General features: G+C 51.3%; 15 protein-coding genes and 4 tRNA genes. 12 read left to right on the plus strand and 7 right to left on the minus strand.

The features are described from left to right. Window positions 1-202 precede the first annotated feature (202 nt). Complete coding sequence (locus L1285_RS22270) at window positions 203-1966, plus strand: DUF885 domain-containing protein (RefSeq protein ID WP_235414379.1); 1764 nt, start codon at window positions 203-205, stop codon at window positions 1964-1966. Between the two features lie 7 nt (window positions 1967-1973). Here the strand turns inward: L1285_RS22270 and mtnK are convergent, their stop codons facing one another. Beyond that, window positions 1974-3176 (minus strand): S-methyl-5-thioribose kinase, encoded by a 1203-nt coding sequence (gene mtnK / locus L1285_RS22275; RefSeq protein ID WP_235414380.1) that lies wholly within the window; start codon window positions 3174-3176, stop codon window positions 1974-1976. Between the two features lie 571 nt (window positions 3177-3747). Here mtnK and L1285_RS22280 point away from each other — a divergent pair. Both L1285_RS22280 and L1285_RS22285 read left to right on the plus strand, forming a co-directional pair. Beyond that, entirely contained in the window at window positions 3748-4842 is a 1095-nt protein-coding gene (locus tag L1285_RS22280) for a methionine aminotransferase (RefSeq protein WP_235414392.1), read from the plus strand. Then, window positions 4830-5615, plus strand: coding sequence for an amidohydrolase (locus tag L1285_RS22285; protein WP_235414381.1), 786 nt, complete (start codon window positions 4830-4832; stop codon window positions 5613-5615). The genes L1285_RS22280 and L1285_RS22285 overlap by 13 nt, the downstream gene beginning before the upstream one ends. A 61-nt stretch (window positions 5616-5676) precedes the next feature. Here the strand turns inward: L1285_RS22285 and L1285_RS22290 are convergent, their stop codons facing one another. The 5 genes from L1285_RS22290 to L1285_RS22310 all read right to left on the minus strand — a co-directional run bounded on the left by L1285_RS22290 (window position 5677) and on the right by L1285_RS22310 (window position 16272). After that, window positions 5677-8985, minus strand: a complete 3309-nt coding sequence (locus L1285_RS22290) for a methyl-accepting chemotaxis protein (protein WP_235414382.1) — start codon at window positions 8983-8985, stop codon at window positions 5677-5679. 275 nt (window positions 8986-9260) lie between these two features. Further along, a complete protein-coding gene (locus L1285_RS22295) occupies window positions 9261-12590 on the minus strand; it encodes an amidohydrolase family protein (protein WP_235414383.1) in 3330 nt (1109 codons plus the stop codon). Window positions 12591-12728: 138 nt separating this feature from the next. Next, a complete protein-coding gene (locus tag L1285_RS22300; RefSeq protein ID WP_235414384.1) occupies window positions 12729-14885 on the minus strand; it encodes an ATP-binding protein in 2157 nt (718 codons plus the stop codon). A gap of 131 nt (window positions 14886-15016) precedes the next feature. After that, complete coding sequence (locus tag L1285_RS22305) at window positions 15017-15673, minus strand: helix-turn-helix transcriptional regulator (RefSeq protein ID WP_046005841.1); 657 nt, start codon at window positions 15671-15673, stop codon at window positions 15017-15019. 227 nt (window positions 15674-15900) lie between these two features. Next, window positions 15901-16272 carry a histidine triad nucleotide-binding protein gene (locus tag L1285_RS22310; protein ID WP_046005842.1) on the minus strand — a complete coding sequence of 124 codons (372 nt, stop codon included), beginning with the start codon at window positions 16270-16272 and terminating at the stop codon, window positions 15901-15903. Window positions 16273-16478: 206 nt separating this feature from the next. Between L1285_RS22310 and L1285_RS22315 the strand changes: the two genes are divergently transcribed. Beyond that, window positions 16479-17132, plus strand: coding sequence for a DUF2057 domain-containing protein (locus L1285_RS22315; protein WP_235414385.1), 654 nt, complete (start codon window positions 16479-16481; stop codon window positions 17130-17132). 23 nt (window positions 17133-17155) lie between these two features. On the opposite strand, the gene L1285_RS22320 is transcribed toward L1285_RS22315, so the two are convergent. Then, window positions 17156-19003, minus strand: coding sequence for a M1 family metallopeptidase (locus tag L1285_RS22320; RefSeq protein WP_235414386.1), 1848 nt, complete (start codon window positions 19001-19003; stop codon window positions 17156-17158). A gap of 130 nt (window positions 19004-19133) precedes the next feature. On the opposite strand from L1285_RS22320, the gene murB reads away from it, so the two are divergent. From murB to L1285_RS22360, 8 genes are all read left to right on the plus strand, one after another. After that, window positions 19134-20147, plus strand: coding sequence for a UDP-N-acetylmuramate dehydrogenase (murB, locus tag L1285_RS22325; RefSeq protein WP_235414387.1), 1014 nt, complete (start codon window positions 19134-19136; stop codon window positions 20145-20147). Then, window positions 20140-21135 (plus strand): bifunctional biotin--[acetyl-CoA-carboxylase] ligase/biotin operon repressor BirA, encoded by a 996-nt coding sequence (gene birA / locus L1285_RS22330; protein ID WP_235414388.1) that lies wholly within the window; start codon window positions 20140-20142, stop codon window positions 21133-21135. The genes murB and birA overlap by 8 nt, the downstream gene beginning before the upstream one ends. Then, window positions 21132-21830, plus strand: coding sequence for a type III pantothenate kinase (locus L1285_RS22335; RefSeq protein ID WP_235414389.1), 699 nt, complete (start codon window positions 21132-21134; stop codon window positions 21828-21830). Before birA ends, L1285_RS22335 begins: the two co-directional genes overlap by 4 nt. A 128-nt stretch (window positions 21831-21958) precedes the next feature. After that, window positions 21959-22034: transfer RNA gene (locus L1285_RS22340), tRNA-Thr, on the plus strand. Between the two features lie 40 nt (window positions 22035-22074). Next, window positions 22075-22159: transfer RNA gene (locus L1285_RS22345), tRNA-Tyr, on the plus strand. Between the two features lie 44 nt (window positions 22160-22203). Beyond that, a tRNA-Gly gene (locus L1285_RS22350) sits at window positions 22204-22278 on the plus strand. A 12-nt stretch (window positions 22279-22290) separates the two neighbouring features. Next, window positions 22291-22366, plus strand: a tRNA-Thr gene (locus L1285_RS22355). Between the two features lie 142 nt (window positions 22367-22508). After that, window positions 22509-22755: GTP-binding protein (locus L1285_RS22360; protein ID WP_235413663.1), on the plus strand; the 247-nt coding region annotated here is incomplete at its 3' end.

Below are 22755 nucleotides of genomic sequence, written 5' to 3' on the forward strand. Positions count from 1 at the left end.
AAAAATCAGCGCAATGAGACAAATTTATGGCTTTTTCTACGCCACTGCTGAATAAGTAGGCACTTTTTCGCTGTGCCCTGGCTGATGTGATACAGCTGCACCACTGGTATCAATCGACCACTGGTCGTATTAAGTTGCAAGCCCTTCATCGGCATGATTAGGTGTTGCGTAAATTTCACAAGATTGTTAAAGGAACACACTCGTGAGCACCTCACTTAAAACGACTCTATCCCGCTCTTTGTGCGCAGTGACGCTGGCACTGGGTCTGGCAGGATGTGAACTGACTCAAGTCAGTGCCGATCAGCAATTCACCACTGTGGTTCAGCAGGTGATGACCTTTCGCGGCGACAATGAGACGCGCATGCAAGCCCATTTACCGGACCTGAGTGCAGAAAATCTGGCCGCGAAAAACGCAGAACGCGTGGCGTTTTTACAACGTTTAGACGCGCTGGATAAAGCAAAATTGAGTGAAGAAAATCGAATTAACCTGACTATTTTGCGCGCCCAAGTCCAGGATCAGGTCGACCGCTACCGTTTCAAAGCCCATTATATGCCGCTTAAGTCGGAAAGCGGTTTTCACAGCAGCCTGCCCTGGCTGTTCGGTGATGTGGACCTGAGCACGCCTGCGGGATATGACCTGTATCTGCAAAAACTCGCTCAGGTACCGCGTTATTTTGCGCAAAATATGGCCTGGATGCGTGAAGGCCTGGCCATTGGGCTAACCCAGCCAAAGGCAGTGCTGGCCGGCTATGAAGAGTCGATAACGGCATTTATTGTTGATGATGTGACGCAGTCGCAGTTTTTCAGGCCTTTTGCAAAGAATCAGCATAATTTGCCTGCGTCTGAGTTTGCAGCGATCCAGGCACGGGCAAAAGCGGTGCTGGCAGAGCAGGTGATCCCGGCGTATCGCGACTATCTGACGTTTTTCGTCGAGCAGTATCGCCCCGGTGCCCGTGATGACATTGGTATTTCCAGCACTCCTAATGGCGTTGAGTTTTACCGCAACCGTACGGCGCACTTCACCACCACCGAAATGACTCCGAAAGAGATCCATGAGCTGGGACTGAAAGAGGTTGCCAGGATCAAGGGCGAGATGATGGAGATCATTAAGCAGACTGAATTTGACGGCAGCTTTGCTGAGTTTGTACAATTTTTGAGAACCGATCCGCAATTTTATGCCAGCAGTGCACAAGAGTTACTGAAAGAAGCCGCTTATATCGCGAAGAAAATGGATGCGCAGCTGCCTAAGCTGTTTCATACTCTGCCGCGCCGCCCTTATGGTGTTGCGCCAGTACCCGATGCGATTGCACCTAAATACACCACAGGGCGGTATGTGGGCGCAAGCAAAGACACAGATGCGGGTTATTACTGGGTTAATACCTATGCCTTAGATAAGCGTCCCCTGTATGTGCTTGAGGCCCTGACTCTGCACGAAGCAGTCCCTGGTCACCATTTGCAAATCTCACTGAATCAGGAATTAGACTATCTGCCAGATTATCGTCGTGAGTCTTATATCTCGGCATTTGGTGAGGGCTGGGGGCTATACGCTGAGTATCTGGGTCTGGAAGCGGGTTTTTATCAGGACCCTTACAGCAATTTTGGTCGTCTGACCTATGAAATGTGGCGTGCTGCGCGACTGGTTGTGGATACCGGTATGCACATGTATGGCTGGAGCCGCGAGCGGGCGATGAACTTTATGCGCGATAATACGGCTTTATCACTGCACAATGTGAAGACAGAAACAGACCGTTATATTTCCTGGCCGGGTCAGGCACTGTCTTACAAAGTGGGTGAGCTGACGATTAAACGCTTGCGCGCCAAGGCCGAAGCGGCGCTGGGGACTGACTTTGATATTCGTGAGTTCCATCACCAGATCTTGCGCCATGGTTCTGTGCCATTAAGTGTGCTGGAAACGCAGATCGATAAGTATATAGCGTCGGCGCAACGCGCCACTCAGGCCGGTTAACAGCCGATCACAGTAATACGCTGATGATCAGCTGATAGCAGGCGTTTTTGCTTTGACAGCTACGGGCGTGCAGGATCAACTGCTGCCCGACTTCCAGCGCCAGTCGCTGAGCGCGCAGTCGTGCCTGCGCATCTTCAATCTCATCCAGATCGCTTACCTGGGCCTGCCCTGTGATACGGCGGATCATTTCACTGCCACAGTAGCCAACGGCATCTTGCAAAGCTGCACGGACAAAGTGTTCAACATGATCTGCGGCCTGTGGTGTGTTGCCTGTGCCATGCTGTGCGCATAACTCGACCCATTGCTGTTCAAACTCACTCAAACAGATATCTATGGTGCGCAGTAAGTAGGTATGCATATCACGGCGTTTCGATGCTGCCTTGATGCGGCCATGTTGGGCACAGAAGTTAAGCAGCAGATTGCCAATGAAACAGCCCAGATCTAAGCCGATGGGGCCAAAAAAGGCAAATTTCGGGTCGGTAAACTTGGTCGTTGTGTCATCAACAAACAGACTGCCACTGTGGATATTACCATGCACCAGCGTCTGCGATGACGACTGAAAACTGTGCCTGAGTCGGGCGACAGCCAGTTTTAGTGCCGTGTTTTGGCGCAGCTTGTTAACTTCATTGTGTAGTGCATCCGTGTAGGGATCACGCGCAGAGCCCCGATACGGGTCATCAAAAAATACCGTTTCGGTGATGGAACACAACTGTGGGTTGGTAAAAGACTGGATCAGTGCTTTTTTGTCTTCAGGTGCGAGGTAAAAGTCGCTGTGATAAAAACTGGTGGTGGCCAGATAGCGAGCGGCATCCCGGCCCAGGTTGGCAAAAGTGCGTCCGGCATTGAGTTCTGTGCGCAAGACGTGCAGATGACCGAGGTCTTCCAGTATGATAATGGCCTGCTCACTATCATGGTGCAGCATTCTCACTGTTTGGGCCGGGCACACCTTGCCATGGCGACGTAAGGTGCTTGCTTCAATACGCGCTCGTTCCAGCGCCTGAGGCCAGCCTGCTCCTGTGTCATGGGCATCTGGCCGGGCCTGCTTGAGGATCACACTGCGCTGATGCTGATCCGTGATGCGAAAAACCAGATACAGTTTGTCATTGCTAAATTTATTGCAGCTCAGGTTTGCATCCGGTGGGAACAGGTCCCCCTGATTATTGATGTATTCAATGGCTCTGTCGTTATCAAACGCCTGATTAGCACTCATCCGGATCATCCACTCAGAATAAATTAAAGTGGAATTCTAAACCCTTAAACGTTTGGAAGTCTATACATCCTTTGGTCTTGGTTTGGCCTAGTCTGGTCATTGAGTGTGCGCGGCTGGCAGTGCCATGAACTCCTTCGTGAAAGGCTTGCTGGCTAATCCGCTAAGCAGCCTGCCATTATTCAAAGCCGATATCGACTTGTGCAGGCGCAGCGGCTACCGGGTTTGTGTGCTGTTATTCGAATGCGGGTCATGGCAAATGCGGACCAGGCTCAGCAGCCTTGAACGCTGGCCGTGACAACAAAGCTTTGCTCTGCTCTAATGGCAAAGTTGCCTTCGATTGCCGGTACTTAGCTTTGTGCACTGAGTCAGTGTTCGGCGTTTATCAGGGCATGTTTCGCTTGTGCTGATTGCATACGCTTACCTCTCACGAATAACATCGTGGATAACTTTAACCGGTTCTATTTTTATTTTAGGTACTGATAGTATCGCCTGAGCCGTGACACCACATATAAACGAGGAAAAGGTCGTGGAAAGCAAATTACCTCATGTAGGCACCAGTATTTTTTCTAAGATGACCGCGCTGGCCAATCAGCATGGCGCGCTGAATCTGTCTCAGGGTTTTCCTGAGTTTGACGCCCCGGATCGTCTAAAACTGCGCCTGACCCAGCATGTCCAGGCAGGCATGAACCAGTATGCGCCTTCGCCAGGCGTACCGGCTTTACAGCAGCAGATAGCGTTGCTGGCTGAGCGCAAATATGGTGCTCTGGTTGATGCTACGACTCAGGTGACTGTGACCGCCGGGGCCACGGAGGCTCTGTTTGTAGCCATTCAGACGCTGGTGCGCCCGGGGGATGAAGTCATCGTGTTCGACCCGGCGTATGACTCATATGCGCCCGCCATTGAACTGGCCGGTGGTCGCAGTGTACATATCACGCTGCGCTCCCCCGATTACCGGATTGACTGGCAACAGGTTGGCGCGGCCATCACGGTGAAAACCCGGGCCATTATTATCAATACACCCCATAACCCCAGTGCCAAGACATTAAAGGCTGCCGATATGGCGGCGCTAAAAGCACTGGTGGCCGAGCACGACCTGTATGTGATCAGTGACGAAGTGTATGAACATATCACCTTTGATGCGCAGCCACACTTAAGCGCACTGCGTGACCCTGTGCTGGCAGCGCGCGCCATGGTGGTGGCCAGTTTTGGTAAAACCTTCCATTGTACTGGCTGGAAGCTGGGATATTGCATTGCGCCAGAGGCACTCACCAGTGAGTTTCGTAAAATTCATCAGTATGTGACTTTCTCTTGCTTTACACCGGCGCAGCTGGCGCTAGCTGATATGCTTAATGAAGAGCCGGAGCACGTGGATGCACTGGCTGATTTCTATCAGCACAAGCGCGATCTGCTGATTGAGGCACTGCAAAGCAGCCGATTCACTATTCTCCCCAGCGAGGGCAGTTACTTCCTGTTGCTGGATTACAGCGCTATTTCGTCACTGGATGATGTCGGCTTTTGTGAATACCTGGTCGAGGCCATCGGCGTTGCCGCTATTCCGCTCAGTGTGTTTTATGCACACGGCAGCTCAGATAAAGTGATCCGTTTGTGTTTTGCTAAAGAAGATAACACCTTACTGGAGGCCGCGAAGCGATTATGTCAACTTTAACCGTCGCTTTGGTGCAGCAGGCCATTGAGTGGCTGGCACCTGAGCACAATTTTGCTCAGCTGGATGCGCAACTGAGTACCCAGCAGGCACAGCTCAGCGGCTGTGATTTGATTGTTTTACCGGAAACTTTTTCAACCGGTTTTGCGCTGGCGGAGCCTTGTGCAGAATCGCCACGCCGCGGTGAGGCGCTGGCTTTTTTACAGCATCAGGCACAGCGCTGGCAGGCGGTTGTGGCAGGCAGTGTCTTAGTCGCACAGGGTGAGAAAAAAGCCAATCGTTTCTACTGGTGCTGGCCGGATGGCACAGTGCGCCATTACGATAAACGCCATTTGTTTTGTCTGGGCAAAGAGGGGGAGCATGTGATTGCCGGGCAGGAGCGGGCGGTGTTTGAGGTGAATGGCTTTCGAGTCTTACCTCAGGTCTGTTACGACCTGCGCTTTCCAGTGTTCCAGCGTAACCGCAATGACTATGACCTCATGATCAATGTCGCTAACTGGCCTGCTGCACGCCGTCGCATTTGGGATACGCTATTGCAGGCCAGGGCGATTGAAAATCAGTGTTATGTACTGGGCTGTAACCGGGTTGGGGATGACGGTTATGGCACGGCGCACAATGGTGGCACGGCGGCCTATGATTTTACCGGCGCCTTACTGGCAAGTGCCCCGGATAATCAAGCTGATGTGCTGGTGGTGAGCCTGGAAAAAGCGCCGCTGGAGAGCTTTAAGCAGGGCTTTCCTGCCCATCTGGATGCTGATCCATTTACCCTGCAATAAGCCTGTGTACAGTGCGCCTAGTACCTCGGCGCGCTACCGTAACGCTCACTCTGATGCAGGCCTAAGAAGCGTTATAGCTGTGGATCAGCAGCTCCTGCTCAGGCTGTGCTGTGGCGCTTTGCGGATGTGGCGCAATTTCAAAATAACCCAGCAGTTCACGCATGGCATTGGCTTGCTCCGCCATTTGCCTCGCCGCAGCCATGGTTTCTTCTGTGATGGCCGAGTTTTCCTGAATTAAGTCGGTGAGACGCTGTACCACGATATCCACTTCTTTGATCGACTGTTGCTGTGTGGTCGTCGACATATTGATTTTCACTATGTTCTGACTGACATCGGCAACGGCTTCGACTATCTGATTGAGCTTATCTCCCGAATCATTTGCCAGCTGGGTGCCTTGTTCTACCTTCTCGTTGCTGTTGGCAATGATCTCTTTAATTTGCTTGGCAGAGGCGGCACTGCGACCGGCGAGCTCGCGCACTTCGTTGGCAACCACCGCAAAGCCACGACCATTTTCGCCGGCCCGGGCGGCCTCGACGGCGGCGTTCAGGGCCAGCAGGTTGGTCTGAAACGCCAGCGCATCGATCACTGACACAATTTCGTTGATGTCTTTGCTGGCCCGGTTGACTTCACCTATGGCGGCGACCGTGTCCTGCGACAGCGAGCCACCTTCTTTGGCGATGGTCTCGGCATTGCTGGCCAGCTCTACGGCGGTGCCGGATTGTTTGGCCACCTGCGTCAGCTCCTCCAGCATGTGACCGGTGCTGGCACTGGCTTCTTCCAGGTTAGCAGCCTGCTCTTCGGTACGCTGGCTGATCTCGGTGTTGCTGGCGGCAATTTCACCGGCACTTTGCGTAACCTGGCCTGCCGCATACTGGATCCCTTCAATCACTTCGGTCAGTTTGGCGATGGTGGCATTCACATCGCGCTGTAGGGTTTCAAAAACGCCTTCATAATGGCCATTGATCTGCTCATTGAGCTGTCCTTTGGACAGTGCCGCCAGCACCCGGGTAACTTCATTGATGGCGTCGGAAACTGTGGTGGTCGACGTATTCACGTCTTGTTTGAGCTGTAACAGCTGACCCTGCAGGTCGGATTCTATTTGAATGGTAAAATCCCCCTGACTCATGGCTGACATTACGCTGGCCAGCTCTTCAATCACGCGGCTGAGGTTATTCACCGAATGATTGATATCGGCTTTGAGGGTGTCCAGCTGGCCCAGCATGGGCGAATTAATGGTTCTATCGAAGCGGCCATGGCTGATGGCCATCATCACTGAGGAAATTTCACTGATGGCTTCGTCGACACTGCGTACCGACATATTAATGTGTTCTTTTAATTCCCCCAGCTGGCCCTGCGCGGGCGTCGAGACGACTTGTTTAAAGTCGCCTTCACTGACCGCCGCCATAGTATGGCCGATGTCTTCAATAATGGCTGCCAGGTTTTGTACGCTGGAGTTGGTGTCTTCTTTGAGTTCCTCCAGCTGGCCGCGCAGCGGTAATTCCAGGCGCTGGCTAAAGTCGCCCTGGCGTAATGCACTCATCATGGCGGCCAGTCCATCAATGGCCCCGGCAACGCTGCTTACTGAATTGTTGACGCTCACTTTGAGCTGTTGCAGGCTGCCCTGCGCCTCAACCTGCACTTGTCCCTGGAAATGGCCTTGCTCCATATCCGACATCACGCTGACAATTTCTGTCATGGTGGTATTGATAGAGTGCATTGAGCTGTTGATATGGGATTTCAGGGTGGCCAGATCGCCACACATCTCGGATTCCAGTTGCTTATCAAACTGGCCCTGTGACATGGCGTGGATCACCTGACCTACGTCACTCAGTGCACTTTGCAGGCTCTGGGCGCAATCATTGGTGGCGCGTTTGAGGCTATCCAGCTCGCCTTTACAAGGCACGCTGATCCTGTCATCAAAGCGCCCGGCGGCCATGCGGTCCATCACCCGGTTGGTCTCTGAAATAGACAGCTGAAGGGCGTCCAGCAGGGAATTAAACGCCTGGCCGCAGCGACCAATTTCGTCCAGAGTATTGATCTCAGTGCGCAATGCGAAGTCGCCCTCTTGCTCTACTTTACGAATGGTGTTCACCAGCGCGTGCACCGGACGGGTCAGGGTACGAGCAAACCAGAAAGCGGCTAGTACTATCATCAGCACACAGGCACCCAGCACGATCAGCAACTGAGTGCGTAAGGTATTGATTGGGGCAAAGGCCTCGGCTTCGTCTATTTCTGCCAGTAATGCCCAGCGTACGTTGAAAATGTCCACCGAAGTATAAGCCGACAGCACCGGGTTGCCGTTGTAGTCGAGTACTACTTTTTGCCCTTGCTGCCCCTGCATGGCCAGCTGGAAAGCTTCCGTGTTCACTGTGCCTTTGTCCGGGTGGCGAAACGAGGCTGTCACTGAGTGGTGAACCGGGTCCAGATAAGAGTCTGAACGCATCAGGCCTTCCGGGCCAACCAGGTAAGTCTCACCGCTTTCTCCTAATCCCTGACGCTCTGTCATAATGGCATTCAGGGCGTCTATCGAAAGTTGAACAATGAGGGTGGCTGGTGCCTGACCATCGACGAGCAGTGGCGCAGCTAAAAAACTGGCCGGAGCGTTATAAGAAGGCAAGTATTGTTGGTAATCCACAAAGGCGATTTCCCCTTCGCGGGTTAACTCACGCCCGGCCTTGAAGGCCTCGGAAATGTTGCTTTGTGCGTAGGGGCCATAGAGCAAAGAGGTGGCAAAGTCGCTCTCTTTGTACACTGAGTAGATGATATTGCCACTCAGATTATCCACGATAAAAATATCGTAAAACTCATAGACTTCAGCAATTTTACTGAAGAAGGCATGGTGCTGCTGGTGGACCCGATCATAGGCGTCGCCTGCACCACTGCTAATCAGGTTGAGTTTTTCGCCCAGCGGGTAGGGGTTGTCGGCCAGGTAGCGGGTTTGTAGTGTGATCCCCTGAGGGGACAATTCTGATAACAATATCGCTGGTGGTGCGGCCTGCTCATTCAGTGATTTAAAGCGGGGTGCAAACTGGTCGCGATAAAAGCCTTGCAGGCTGGCGGAAACGGTAGCGGCATCATCGACTTCGCCATAGGCCTGAATAAACTCTGTAGCGGCCTGCTTTACGTAAGGGTTCACCGCCAGTGAAACCAGTTCATCCTGCACGCCGCTGAAATGGCGCTCTATGGCACTCTCTTTAATTTCGCCAACCGCACCCAGCTGGGCATACACCTGACGGGTCATGGCGTCGGATGATTGCATCAGGGCCATGGTGATAATGATGGCGGTCGGGATCAGGGCAACCAGTAAAAAGGCCGAGATCAATTTTTGTGTCAGGTTAAGTGACTTAAAGAAGTGGCTGAGATCAGACATGCTCCCTGCTCCTTGTATTAGCTGATATACCCGTGAGGCTGGACTGGTCGCATCTGCAAAAGTGGCCTCGCTGCGCCGCCATCATAGCATGTGCCTGACGACAGAGTATCCTATTCAGTGACACAGTTTAGAACAGTTCGCGATATTATCCAGAACGTGGATCGAGACAGGGTCAGGTGTGTAAGGCATTGTTGCCAGTGAATAAATGCACAAAAGGGGCATTTGACGAAAAAAAAGCAGCCTTTCGGCTGCTTTATGAATGAAATGACCGGATATTAGTGTTTCCAGTGATATTTATGTGCTTTTTCTTCCATATAAGCTTCGGTCGCCGGATGCATCGGCGTTTTGCTACCATTTTCGAAGAACAGCGGCTGGCGCTTCACATTATAGTTGCCGGTTTCGTTCATCGTTGCGGCATCATAGATGCGGCCATTCAGAACGGTGTAGGCAACTTTTTCTGATTCGCGGATGTCGCTGAGTACATCACCGTCGATGATCACTAAGTCAGCCAGCTTACCTTTTTCAATGGTGCCAATGTCATGGTCCATGGCCAGGTATTTCGCACCGTCGATGGTGCCGCTGCGCAGTGCTTCCCAAGGCGTAAAGCCACCTTGAGCCATTGACCACAGCTCCCAGTGGGCGCCCAGGCCTTCACGCTGGCCGTGTGCACCAATGTGCACGGTAACGCCTTTGTCGCGCAGCTGCTTGGCAGATTTCGCTGCATTGATATGGTTGTAGTGGTGCTCAGGTGCTTTTTCACGACGTACAGAGCGTGGGTTCAGAATGTAGTCCGGAACAAAGCTTGCCAGGCGCTCATTCTTCCACACGTCGGTGGTGTCGTAGAAGTAGTCTTCCCCTTTAATACCACCGTAGGCCACGTTAAAGGTCGGCGTAAAGCCGGCTTTGGTCTGGCTCCACATTTGCGTAACGTCCGAATAAATGTTCGGGATCGGCAGGGCATGCTCCAGGCCCGTGTGACCGTCGATGATCATGTTCATGTTCTGCTGGAACTTAGAGCCGCCTTCCGGCACCACCATGATTTCCATCTGTTTTGCCGCTTCCAGCACTTGCTGGCGGGTATCACGACGGGGGTGGTTGTAGCTCTTAACTGTGATCGCACCGGCGTCTTTCAGACGCTTAACGTGGAACTGCGCATCTTCCAGGTTGCTGATTGGCGTTTTGTAGCCAGGTGCATTACCGGCATAGAGGATCCGGCCTACGGAGTAAATACGCGGTGCGACGGTCAGGCCGGCACGTTGTAATTCCGCCATAGAGAATACTTCGTTAGAGTCATTCGACGGATCGTGAATGGTGGTCACACCAAAGCTCACATTCGACAGCTGATTCCAGTTTTGCTCAGGTTGCAGGTTGTAGCTGCCATAGCTGCCGTGCGCGTGGGCATCGACCAGACCTGGGATCACGGTTTTACCTGTGATGTCCATCACCTTGGCTTTGCTCGGGATCTCGACTTCGCTGCGGGTGCCCACTGCGATAATGCGGTTTTCTTCAATCAACACGACACCATCTTCGATGATCTCTTGCTGCTCATCCGCATTGCGCATGGTCACGACTTTACCGCCAACCAGGGCCAGAATGCCCTCTGGTTTGTCGGCTTTTTTCTCAAAGCTCAGGTCGATCCCTTCGGCAGTTAATGGTGCGGCTTCGGCTGCGGCACCTTGTAAAAATGCAAAGGTGTCGGTCAGCTTACGCTGATATAAAGTTGGACCAAAGGCCCAGGTTAACGCACTGCTGTCTGCTTTCCAGTTCAGGAAGTCACCTGAATATTTAGAGACTTGCTGCACCGGGAAAGATTTAGACCCTTTATTGATAGACAGGGTTTTACCTGTGCTGGCGAACGGGGCAACAAAGGTATTGAAGTTCTCGATGAAGGCCACGTAGTTACCATCTGGCGAGACGCGGTAATCAAAAATGTAGTCGCCTTTAAAGTGTGAACGCTCTTTTTCACCATTGAGGTCAACGGATTTAAGTTCGCGGTGTGTCTCATCGCTCATCGCGCTGAAATAGATGCGGTCTTTTTCCGCACCAAAGTGCGGGTTGTCGCCTCGTTTGATGATGCGCTTTGCTTCGCCACCTTTGGCACTGGTCAGGTAGATGCCTGGTTCCATTGACCAGTCACCGCTGAGCAGGTAGCCACCGGTCACTTTGCGATACAGCACGTGCTTACCATCTGGTGAGAAGCTCGGGTTGATGTAGTGACCCGGATCCTGAGTGATCACTCGACCCTTACCGCCACTGGCCGAGACAACGCGCACGGCGCCTAAGTCTTGATCGTCCCAGCTGGTGTATACGATGTACTTACCATCGCGCGAGAAACTTGGGTAAAACTCAAAGTGGTCGTTTTGTGTTGTTACACGGCGTACTTTACCTGAGGCAATGTCTTTGGTGTACAAATGGCCCAGCGCCTGGAACAGGGCGGTTTTACCGTCTGGAGAGATCTGTGACCAACGCGCCAGTTTGACCTTGAAGGTATCTGGTGCCACATCAACAGCAAACTTCAGTGCCGGGGTAATTTCTTTTTCAGCTACTATGCGGGTTGGGATCACCTGCGCCTGTTTGCTGGCGATATCCACTTTGTGGAAGACGCCACCGGCCCAGAAAACCAATGCTTTGCCATCCGGCGTGTAAGCGAATGCCGGGGTGTTACCCTGTGCACCATTGGCTTCTTGCAGATCCCGGTCCAGACCGGCAAAGATCTCGGTTTCGATACCTGACTTCAGATCTTTGATGTACAAGGCACTTTGCATGACCTTGCCATTTTCAATACGCTTTACGAATGCCAGTGATTTACCGTCCGGGCTTGGCGTTGGGCGAATTGCACCGCCTGAACCACGGATCACGGTTTCTTCTTCACCCGTGGCCAGATCCCAGGAGCGGATCTCAAATACCGAGTCCAGTGCATTTTTGTTGTATTCCCAGGTGACGCCAGGAGTGGCATCCACTGAGTAGTAAAGCTTCTTACCATCGGCAGAAAAAGCAGGCTCGGCAATATTTTTCTGTGATTTTGCACCGTGCAAACGATCGCGTACAACCACACCTTTACCACCTGAAATGTGGTACATACGGATTGAACCACCTGGAATAGTACGACCGGTTACCTGACCTTGTTTTACCGCGATGTACTGACCATCCGGCGACCAGGCCGGGTTATGCAGCAGGTTGTGAGACTCATCAGACACCTGGCGCATGTTGCTGCCGTCAATGTCCATCACCCACAGGTTTTCAGCGCCTTCACGGTCTGAAATGAACGCAATTTTAGTGCCGTCCGGAGAGAACTTAGGCTGGAAGTTCCAGGCTCTGTCGCTGGTGATAGCCGTTGCTTTACCACCGCTAATGGGCATCACGTAAATGTCGCCCAGCATATCGAAGATAATGGATTGTCCATCCGGGCTGACATCCAGGTTACTCCAGGTAGTTTCATTGGTGTCTATGGTAATGGTTTGCTTATCACCCGGCGGGTTCAGCACGCTCCACTCTTTAGTGCTGGCAGCGTCTGCTTTATCCGTGGTGGCTGCTACGCTAGGCGTGCTCAGGCCAATCATGGCGGCACCGATGGCAATGGCCAGCGGCGATTTAAGTAGTGTCATAGTGAAATTTCCTTCAGATTTCTTGTTATCTGGGTAGTCAGGCACCCTGTGTCAGCTAGGATGAACAAATTTTTCTATAAAGTCGACTTTGTGGCGATAAAAGTACCGCTTTGTGCGTTTGCTTATAAGCCTCCTGTGTCAGCCGACGGTCTGGTGGCGCACATACTGCAAATATGCTTCCAGGCTCTGTTGCCATAAGACCATGGCATCTGCCAGCTCCTCGTCACAGCGTTTCTTATCCAGCAGTCGGCGTTCAATTTTCTTAAGCGTCAGGCCATAGCGATTAAAGCCAAGCTGCAAGGCCGTGCTGGCCTGGCGGTGCAAGAGTTTGATGCACTGTTGATCGTCCTCATCCAGTAGCTGCTGAATGTGACGCAGTTTAGTGCGTGCGGATAACACAAATTCATTATAAATTGACGACACTTCATCTTCGCTAAAGCCACTGAGCGACGCGACCGCGCTTTCATCATATAAAGTGTCACTGAGCTCGACACTGATGTCCGGCGTTTGCGCTTTTTGTGAGTTGCTGATGGCCTGACGCAGTTTATCTTGTTTGATTGGTTTACCCACAACGTCGCGGATCCCGAGTGCCAGATACTCCTTAATTTCTTCCGGGCTGAGGCTGGCGGTAAAGGCTAAGAACGGCGTGCGGCGATTTTTATGTTCTATGTTTTTGAGGCGCTTGAGCACCTCCTGGCCGGTTAAGTCTGGCAGGTTCATATCCAGCAGCACCACATCAAAGGCATGCTTAGTGAGCTGCTCTATGGCACTTTGACCATCGTTGGCCAGCTTGATCCTGTGTTCATCAATGGCCATAAACTCGATGGCAATCTTGCGATTGAGGTCTAAGTCTTCAACCAACAGAACGTCCAGACCGGTGGCGTAGTCGACATTGTGATGGCGCTTTTCAACCAGGCTGAGTTCTCCGACGGTTAAGGTTAAGTCAAAGCTGAAGGAGCTGCCTTTATCCAGCTCGCTAATGATCTCCAGCTGGCTGCCCATTTTATCCAGCAAACGTGCCGTGATAGCCAGTCCCAGACCAGTGCCGCCTTTGGTTTTTCCGGCGCTGCTTTGCACATAAGGCTCGGTGAGTTTTTCTATGTCTTCTTCTTCAATGCCGGGGCCGGTGTCTATCACGCTAAAACGCACCCGGTGCTCCATATTGCCTTCTTTGACCAGCTCGACACAGATCTTGACCTCACCTTGATCGGTAAACTTGATGGCGTTACCGACCAGGTTGAGCAGGATCTGGCGCAGTTTTTGTTGGTCACAGTAATAGCAAACCTGCTCGGGCATGTCGTATACCAGCGTAAAGGTGAGCCCGCGCTGCTCGGCCATTGGGGTCATCAGCAGGCAAAGGTTGTTCAGCCAGCTTTTAAATTCAATGTCTTCGGCAGCCAGCACCTCGTCGCTTTGCTCCAGACTGGCGTAGTCGAGTACCTTGTCGATGAGTAAATTGAGGGACTCGGCAGAGTTAATAATGGCTTCGCAGTAGGCTTTGCTGGCCTGATCTCCAATACGGTTAAGCACCAGTTGCGCACTGCCCAGTATCCCGTTGAGGGGGGTGCGGATCTCATGACTGACGGTGGACAGAAACAAACCGCGGATCTCCAGGTCTTGCTGGGCTTTTTCAGTCAGGCGATTGAGGTTATGTTCGCGCCGCTCGTTACATAGTATGGCCATCCCGGTGGCGTAAAAAATGGGGGCCAGGACGCCATTGAAAAACAGCGTGATGGTGAACCAGGGGCTGTCGAGTAGGTTAGCATGGTTGATCTCACCCATTAATAAGGTACGGCCGGTAAACACACACAGAATAAAGCTCAGCACAATGAGATAGACGATGCTGCCATTGGGATACAGGGGATGGGCATAGCGGATAAAATAGTACAGCAGCAGCAATGCTTCGGCGATATGCTGGAGATCGGAGATCAGGATGCGCTGTCTGAGCCCCGGTGCAACGGCGCTGAAATAGACCAGGGCGCAAAACAATATCCCGGTGATAATCAGATAAAACTGAAAGGCTTTGTCCCGGACACCAAGAAACTGGCTGATCGCCCAGCAATGGAGCATGGATGCCGCAAACAACAGACCATTGGCGACCCCTATGGTCTGCCACTGCTGGAAATGGCTGTGTAGTGCAAACCCAATAATACCGGCAAACAACACCATAGGATAAAAAATGTATAACACCGTGCCGGGGGTGTCTTTGTTGGCCCGCCATGTCAGATAATTAAGAAGTGTCATCATGGCCGTCATAACGACGCTGGTGACATACAGAGTTTTGGGATCCAGCATGGTGTGCCCTAGCAATAAATCGACTTTGCTAGCATAAAAGGAAGTGGGAAATCAGTAAAGCGGTGTAAAGCGCGCAACAGTGCCGTTGTTAATTTGGCACTGCTGCAATCGCGCTTGCAGTGACGACTCCGCTAGCGGATCTCGTCCGGGATGTTTTGTTGCGCCCAGGACAATAATTCAATCCGGTTACGGCATTTCGTTTTTCTGAATGCACTGTAAAGGTGCGTTTTCACCGTATGCGGGCTGATGTTCAAGTCTTCAGCAATTTCTTTGTTCTTGGAGCCTTTACTCATCAGAGTAATAATGGCCTTTTCACGCTTGGTGAGTTTCACCGGCTCAATATCACCTTCGGTCAGTTTGTGTAGTGCATCTTTGTTAAACTGCAACATGCGGTTCAATGCATTACACATAATCTCGCGACGATACCAGAGCTGGTCTTCCATCAGCAGACGGATCCCTTTCATCAGCACATCCGCATTATCCGTGGTGTAAAAGACACCTCGGATACCGCTGAGCAAGGCGCGATTGGCCAGCTCCGGGTTTTCATCCAGATTGAACAGAACAATGTCACAGCTGACTTTGAGGTTGACGAGCTGCTCTTTTAACTGACCCCAGGCGTCGTTAGCGGCTGTTTCAATGAAGAGCAAACGAGTGTTCTCTGGTACTTCTGAAATATCTGTCCCAGTGATTACGTCCAACCCCTGAGTTTTCAGTAAAGGTTGTAATACATTGACGCCTATGGTGTTAATAGGTTCTTTGTCTAGCAATAAAAATGCAGTACTGCTCATGTGGAAAACACTCTCATTCTGTCTGATTACGCAATGCTATCACGTGACTCAGGCCTTTTGTATTAGAAATCTCATCAATAAATAGATTGTTCTGCTATATATTGTGGCATTTCTGATCTTGTTGTCGAATTAAAGCCTTAGCTAAATACCTAAGGCTTTGACTTTTATAATTTTAATTATGTTTTTGCTAATATGTTAGTAAATTACATTCTTTAACAAAGAATAATTTAGCTTAGCACTTTTTTCTTATCCTGGTATGGTGGCCAGCCCATTTCTTTACCGGCAAGTACATGTAAATGAATGTGGTAGACGGTCTGACCGCCATCGTTATTACAGTTCATGACTGCGCGATAGCCGTTGTCTGCAAACCCATGCTCTTTAGCCAGTTTAGCTGCTACCAGATACAAATGCCCAACCAGGTGTGCATTTTCTTCATTAATGTCATTCATGGTGGCAATCGGGGTTTTTGGGATCACCAGAACATGAAAGGGGGCTTGCGGATTGATGTCCTTAAATGCCAGGGCCAGATCATCTTCATACAGGATATCGGCGGGAATTTCCCGATTAATTATCTTGGTAAAAATTGTTTCTTGGCTCATTATTTTTCCTTGTAGACGATAGTTTAGCTGATCAGCATAGCGTGCAAAGAGTAAGATACAAGCGAAAATGGTTGTTCAGAGTTTAATCATCTGACAATCGCATTGAGTGCAGGTGTATGGCCTGAACGGAACGCTTGAATGCTCTGTTGCAGTTTTAGGTTCAAAGCTAAGTGTCAGCCACATTAACAACAAAATAAAGAGGAATTATGAAGAAAACACGCATTTTTTACTTTCTGCTGGTCAGTTTGCTCAGTGGGCAAGCGTTGGCGGCACAGTTATATTTTCCCGAAGAGTTGCTGCCGTTACAGGTTGGACAAAAGGAAATAGAGCACTCGTTTTTTAATAAAGTACGGGAGCTGTCGCTGGCAGCGGGCAGACATCAGCTGCGCGTTAAATATACGGACCTGTACGAGATCGGGTATGACGATCACGAAGTGATTGAGTCAAAGCCGTTCTGGGTGACCGTTGAGGTGGCTGAGCAGGGAGATTATCACGTGGAGTTTGAACGGGCCGATACACTTAAAGCCGCTAAGCAATTTGCAAAGCAGCCACAGCTGTGGCTTAAAGCGCCTGATGGGACGCGTACGCCAGTCAAAACGCTGACTGAACAACTGCGGATCCGCTCAGTACCGCAGGCAGCAGAAAGGCTTAAAACTCCGGTGACTAAGCCAGATTATGCCGACTCTTTACCTGTCGAACCGCCTGTGGCGACTCAAGCTGATAAACCTGCTTTGTCTGACGCTGTACCCGCAGCCCCTCATGCTGGCAAGCCCGACGCAGCGGCAATGCTGGAGTTCTGGTGGCAACAGGCGAGTCCGGCTCAGCGCGCGGCGTTTTTAGAAACAGTACAGCCTCAATGAGGCTGTACTGTTGTCGGTATCAATTAGTTAGCAAAGATAGCATCAATAGTGCCTTGTGCTAACGGGTGATAACCCGGGCGGGCTTTTTGATAGACTTCATAAGCCCAGTCGCGTTTACCATTGGCAACCAGTGATTTGTACAAGCGCACAATGAGCTTGCGACGACCAATGCCACTGAGGTGCTTGTCGAGGGCCGGGTAAATGGCATCATAGCCATTGCCGACGGCCAGCATAAACCAGGCAAAGGCCAGTTCGGCATTGGTTGAGTTGGTCAGTCCAAATGCCTGATCCAGCGCTGCCATTTTATCCTGTGCCAGGTCGCGCGGCAGGTTATTAATAAAGTGCAGCCACTCATGTACCGTCCAGCTGGTGGTGGGAATGGCATCAAGCGTGCTGTTACCAGCTAACCAGGCCTTTGTTGCGGCATCTACTTTATCAAATGCATCTGAGGTCGGATTTGGTGCATCGGCAGGTAATCCCGGCTGGTGGATCCACTCATTGACCTTATCCATGCTGACTATGCCTGGATGTTTGTTGATGAGGTGTTTTTCTATATATTGAACAAACTCGGCGGTGGTCAGCGATTTAAACGCGTAGGCGTCAAAGTAGCCTTTCACAAAGGCGTCAAACACTTTACGGCCAAACTTTTCTTCCAGGTGGATCAGGAATAGCTGACCTTTAGTGTAAGGTACGGTGCTGAATGCATCGTCCGGATCGCGACCATTGAGGCGCAGGTTCAGGCGCGTATCCGGTGCCGGCAACTCTTCAACGACGGTCCGCAGTCTGGCAGAATCCAATGCTTGCTCCATGACCGCGCGCTCACGACCAAACACTTCTTCCATAATGCGGTTTTCGACATAAGAGGTAAAACCTTCGTTCAGCCACAGGTCTTCCCAGGTGGCATTAGTGACCAGGTTGCCCGACCAGGAGTGCGCCAGCTCGTGAGCGATCAGGTTAACCAGGCTTTTGTCACCTGCAACGACGGTAGGCGTTATAAAGGATAAGCGTGGGTTTTCCATGCCACCAAACGGGAAGCTCGGCGGCAGCATTAGCAAGTCGTAGCGTCCCCAGGCATATTCGCCGTACATGGCGTTGGTTTTATCTATCATCGCCTGGGTGTCATTAAACTCAGCAACAGAGGCATCTAATATCTGTGGCTCAGCAAAGATGGCGGTTTGGTGCGACATTTCTTTATATTCGAGGTTACCGGCACCGATGGCGATAAGATAAGGCGGAATGGCCTGCGGCATATCAAACCAATAGTCGCCATCTTTGATTAGCGCGCCACTGTTGTCGGCACTCATGACTGCACGCACATCTTTGGGTGTATTAACGCGGGCGGAATAAGTAACACGCATCGCAGGCGTGTCCTGGACGGGGATCCAGCTGCGGGCATGGATAGCCTGAGACTGACTGTACATAAAAGGATGCGACTTACTGGCGGTTTGCTCTGGCGTCAGCCATTGCAGACCGGATGCCTGTGGCAAGCTGTTGTAGTAGATACGGGCTTTTTTTGCTTGTTGCTTAAAGCGGATTGTCAGTTTGGCGCCTTTCACATCATCGCGTTTATCAAGGGTGAAAGAGGCAGGATGCCATTTGCCGTTGCTGCCCTGATACATCACCTTGTCTATTTCAAGATCTCGGGTATCCAGCACCAGGGTTCTGGCTTGTTTGTTTTGCCATGCCAGCGTGTGTTCCACAAAACCCTCCAGCTGTTTGTCTGCAAAGTCGACATCCAGATCCAGGTGAAGGTGTGTACTGATCACGTCGTTGAGGTTGGCATAGGTGTGTTCGTCCACCGCCTGAGCACTCAGCGCGGTATGTGACAGGCCTGCCAAGGCAAGACCAAAGGTTAGGGCAGAAAGTTTCATTATTATCCTTGCTCATGATGTGAGTAGAGCCGTTGTTATACCACTTAAGTGCCAAAATGACACCTTGATGCGCCAAAGCCAAGGATAGGCTACACTAGCGGCAATTTTGCATTTGTTACAGGGTTCGGATGTGCAGTCATTGCAGTCATTACACACATTCTCGCTACCGGCGTCATGCAGCTCCTTGCTGCGTATAACGGATCCGGCGCAGCTTTACGACCACGATTTTAGTACGCCGTTTTATATTTTAGGTGAGGGCAGTAACAGTGTGTTCCTGGGCGATTATGCGGGCACAGTGATCCAAATGGCCAATCGTGGCGTGGCAATCGAAGAACAAGCCAGTCACTACGTTGTGCGCGCAGCAGCCGGTGAATCCTGGCATGCACTGGTGATGCATCTGCTGGCACAAGGGATTGGCGGACTCGAGAACTTAGTCTTAATCCCGGGCACTCTGGGTGCAGCCCCGATCCAGAATATCGGCGCTTATGGCGTGGAGCTGGCCGATGTGTTGTATCAGGTACAGGGCTTTGATATTGCCAGCCGAACCATGCAAACCCTTGATAAAGCGGCCTGTGAGCTTGGCTATCGCGATTCTGTGTTTAAACATGCACTGAAAGACCGCTTTATTATTACCGAAGTGACTCTGCATCTACCTAAGCAGTGGCAGCCTGTGTTGAGCTATGGCCCGCTAAAAACACTCTGCCGCGAGACGGTGACCCCACAGGCGGTCGCTGAACAAGTGATGGCAACCCGGCGTAGTAAATTGCCCGACCCTCAGGTACTGGCAAACGCCGGCAGCTTTTTTAAAAATCCGGTGGTCGACAAAGCGCAAGCCGATGCCTTAGCCAGTCGTTATCCCGATATGCCCAGTTACCCGGTCGATGCGCAGCATTGCAAGCTGGCCGCGGGCTGGCTCATTGAACGCGCCGGGCTTAAAGGCTATCAGCAGGGTGGGATCAGAGTGTATGAGCGCCAGGCCCTGGTGCTGGTCAATGAAGGCCACAGTAATGGTGAGGACCTAAAGGCGGTGATCAGCCATATTCAGCACACTATACTTACCCAGTTTGACATTGTGCTGGAGCATGAGGTCAGGCTGATAGGCCCGCAGGGTGAAATTACAATACAGGAAGCCCACTATGGTTAAAGCACCCGATGGCAACAAGCTGGCCATTTTACATGCCCTGAAGTGCGGTGAATTTGTTTCCGGACAGGCACTGGGCGAACAGTTGGGGATCAGCCGGGCGGCGGTGTCTAAGCACATTAAGTCTTTACAGCAAATGGGTATCGACATTTTTAAGGTGACGGGCAAGGGCTATCGCCTTAATAACAGCCTGCCTTTATTAGAGGAAGCGGAGATCCGTCAGAGCTGGGCGCAGCTCAGCGACACGCCGTGTCAGATAGAAGTGCACTCTATTATTGATTCCACGAACAGCGAGCTGATGCGTCGTATTCAGGCTCACCAGTCTATTCCCAAAGGGCAAGTGCTGGTTGCAGAAATGCAGCAGGCCGGGCGAGGCCGACGTGGTCGTCAGTGGCAGTCGCCATTTGGTGCCAACTTATATTACAGCTGTTACTGGCAGCTCGATGAAGGTATGCAGGCTGCCATGGGGTTGTCGATTGCCGTCGGGCTGGCGGTACACGATGCGCTTACAGCCTTGTTCGACCTGGATGTGCAACTGAAGTGGCCAAACGATGTGTATGTGAATGAACAAAAGCTGGCGGGCATCTTGGTTGAGCTGGACGGCCAGGTTGAAGGCCCATGTCATCTGGTGATTGGTATAGGGCTGAATGTCGCTATGCCAGAGAGCGCTGCCGGACAAATCGATCAGGCCTGGACGGATTTGAGCCAGCACGTCAGCGCGGTAAATAAAAATCAGCTGGTGGCCGTGCTGACTTTATGTCTGCAAAAGCGCCTAGAGATTTACCAGCGTCATGGGTTGAGTGTGATGACTGAGCAGTGGAATGCACTGAATGTGCATCGTCAGCAGGGCGTGACGCTGACCACAGGGCAAAAACAGTGGCGGGGCATTTGTGAAGGCATAGACTCACAAGGTGGACTAGTGCTGCGTCAGGATGGCGAGCTTAAAACCTATTATGGTGGCGAAATCTCAGTGCGTAAGGAAGCATCATGAAACTGCTGGTAGATGTGGGCAATACGGCACTGAAAACGGCAACGCTGGCAGGGGACGTTATCACCTTAGTGAATGAGGCAGACATTCCCTGGTCAGAGATAGAAGAAGTGCTGATTGCGCAGGTGGGCAAGGGAGAGCTGGTGGCGCCACTAATTGCACGTGCGCAGCAACTGGCGATTCCACATTATCAGGCTAAGACCAGTGCAACATTGGGTGGGTTAACTTGCGCTTATCCGCAATTTGAGAACCTCGGGATAGATCGCTGGCTGACGGTGGTGGCCTGTTATCATCTTTATCCACAACAAAGTTGCGTGATACTCGATTGTGGCACCGCCAGTAAAATAGATGTGCTAAATAAAGCCGGACAACATCTGGGTGGCTGGATCTTGCCCGGCCTGGATATGATGATCAGCAGCCTGGTTAGTAATACCCAGAAAGTCTTCAGTGATGACACCAGCTTATTTTTGCCTGAGCTGGGCACCAATACGCCCAATGCGGTCAAAAATGGTGCTCTGGTCGCCACCCTGGGTGCGCTGGAATACTATTTGAGCCAGTCTGACGACACGCCTGTGATTGTTTGTGCAGGTGGATATGGCGAATTAATGCAACAACACTTAGCCCGGCCAAGCACATATAATGATATTTTGGTGCTGCAAGGCCTGATGTACTGGCGTAAATATCAGCAGTTTGCATAATAATTTGCCTGCAATACAGGTTTTTGCTGTAAATGTGACCATTTAAACAATTATCTGTGATTTTTTTTACTTTGGGTGTTGCATAGTCCCGGTCATTCCTCTAATATCTCGCCCCGTACTAAAGCAGTGCCGACTTAGCTCAGCTGGTAGAGCAACTGACTTGTAATCAGTAGGTCATCCGTTCGACTCGGATAGTCGGCACCAGTTTTTAAACAGCAACGCTTTAGACAAGAATTTTTGACGTGGAGGGGTTCCCGAGCGGCCAAAGGGATCAGACTGTAAATCTGACGGCACTGCCTTCGCTGGTTCGAATCCAGCCCCCTCCACCACTTTATTCTTGACGGTTAGAGGTAGTTAAGAACAGGTTCCTAAAGCGGGCATCGTATAATGGCTATTACCTCAGCCTTCCAAGCTGATGATGCGGGTTCGATTCCCGCTGCCCGCTCCAGTTTTCTGGTGTGCTGATATAGCTCAGTTGGTAGAGCGCACCCTTGGTAAGGGTGAGGTCGGCAGTTCAAATCTGCCTATCAGCACCAGTCTTCGGATCTTCCTAAATACTTCCTTTGATTTGTCATAAAAACATTTATAATTGTACTTAATAATTCTAGTCTGCCGCCGTTGTGGCGTGTGGATTATTTTTATATGTAATCTAGATACACAAAACTTATAGGTTCCGTCATGGCAAAAGAAAAGTTTGAACGTTCGAAACCGCACGTTAACGTTGGTACTATCGGCCACGTTGACCACGGTAAAACTACCCTAACTGCAGCAATCACTAACGTACTTGCAAAAGTATATGGTGGTGAAGCGAAAGACTTCGCATCAATCGATAACGCTCCAGAAGAGCGTGAGCGTGGTATCACAATCTCAACTTCACACGTTGAGTACGACACACCAACTCGCCACTACGCGCACGTTGACTGTC

Source organism: Pseudoalteromonas sp. DL2-H2.2, from assembly GCF_021532535.1.
Taxonomy (GTDB): domain Bacteria; phylum Pseudomonadota; class Gammaproteobacteria; order Enterobacterales; family Alteromonadaceae; genus Pseudoalteromonas; species Pseudoalteromonas rubra_A.

Coding starts and splice junctions, on each gene's coding strand:
- mtnK (WP_235414380.1), bottom strand. CDS start 3,176: ATGAGTGCTAATCAGGCGTTTGATAACGACAGAGCCATTGAATACATC.
- L1285_RS22280 (WP_235414392.1), top strand. CDS start 3,748: ATGACCGCGCTGGCCAATCAGCATGGCGCGCTGAATCTGTCTCAGGGT.
- L1285_RS22285 (WP_235414381.1), top strand. CDS start 4,830: ATGTCAACTTTAACCGTCGCTTTGGTGCAGCAGGCCATTGAGTGGCTG.
- L1285_RS22290 (WP_235414382.1), bottom strand. CDS start 8,985: ATGTCTGATCTCAGCCACTTCTTTAAGTCACTTAACCTGACACAAAAA.
- L1285_RS22295 (WP_235414383.1), bottom strand. CDS start 12,590: ATGACACTACTTAAATCGCCGCTGGCCATTGCCATCGGTGCCGCCATG.
- L1285_RS22300 (WP_235414384.1), bottom strand. CDS start 14,885: ATGCTGGATCCCAAAACTCTGTATGTCACCAGCGTCGTTATGACGGCC.
- L1285_RS22305 (WP_046005841.1), bottom strand. CDS start 15,673: ATGAGCAGTACTGCATTTTTATTGCTAGACAAAGAACCTATTAACACC.
- L1285_RS22310 (WP_046005842.1), bottom strand. CDS start 16,272: ATGAGCCAAGAAACAATTTTTACCAAGATAATTAATCGGGAAATTCCC.
- L1285_RS22315 (WP_235414385.1), top strand. CDS start 16,479: ATGAAGAAAACACGCATTTTTTACTTTCTGCTGGTCAGTTTGCTCAGT.
- L1285_RS22320 (WP_235414386.1), bottom strand. CDS start 19,003: ATGAAACTTTCTGCCCTAACCTTTGGTCTTGCCTTGGCAGGCCTGTCA.
- birA (WP_235414388.1), top strand. CDS start 20,140: ATGGTTAAAGCACCCGATGGCAACAAGCTGGCCATTTTACATGCCCTG.
- L1285_RS22335 (WP_235414389.1), top strand. CDS start 21,132: ATGAAACTGCTGGTAGATGTGGGCAATACGGCACTGAAAACGGCAACG.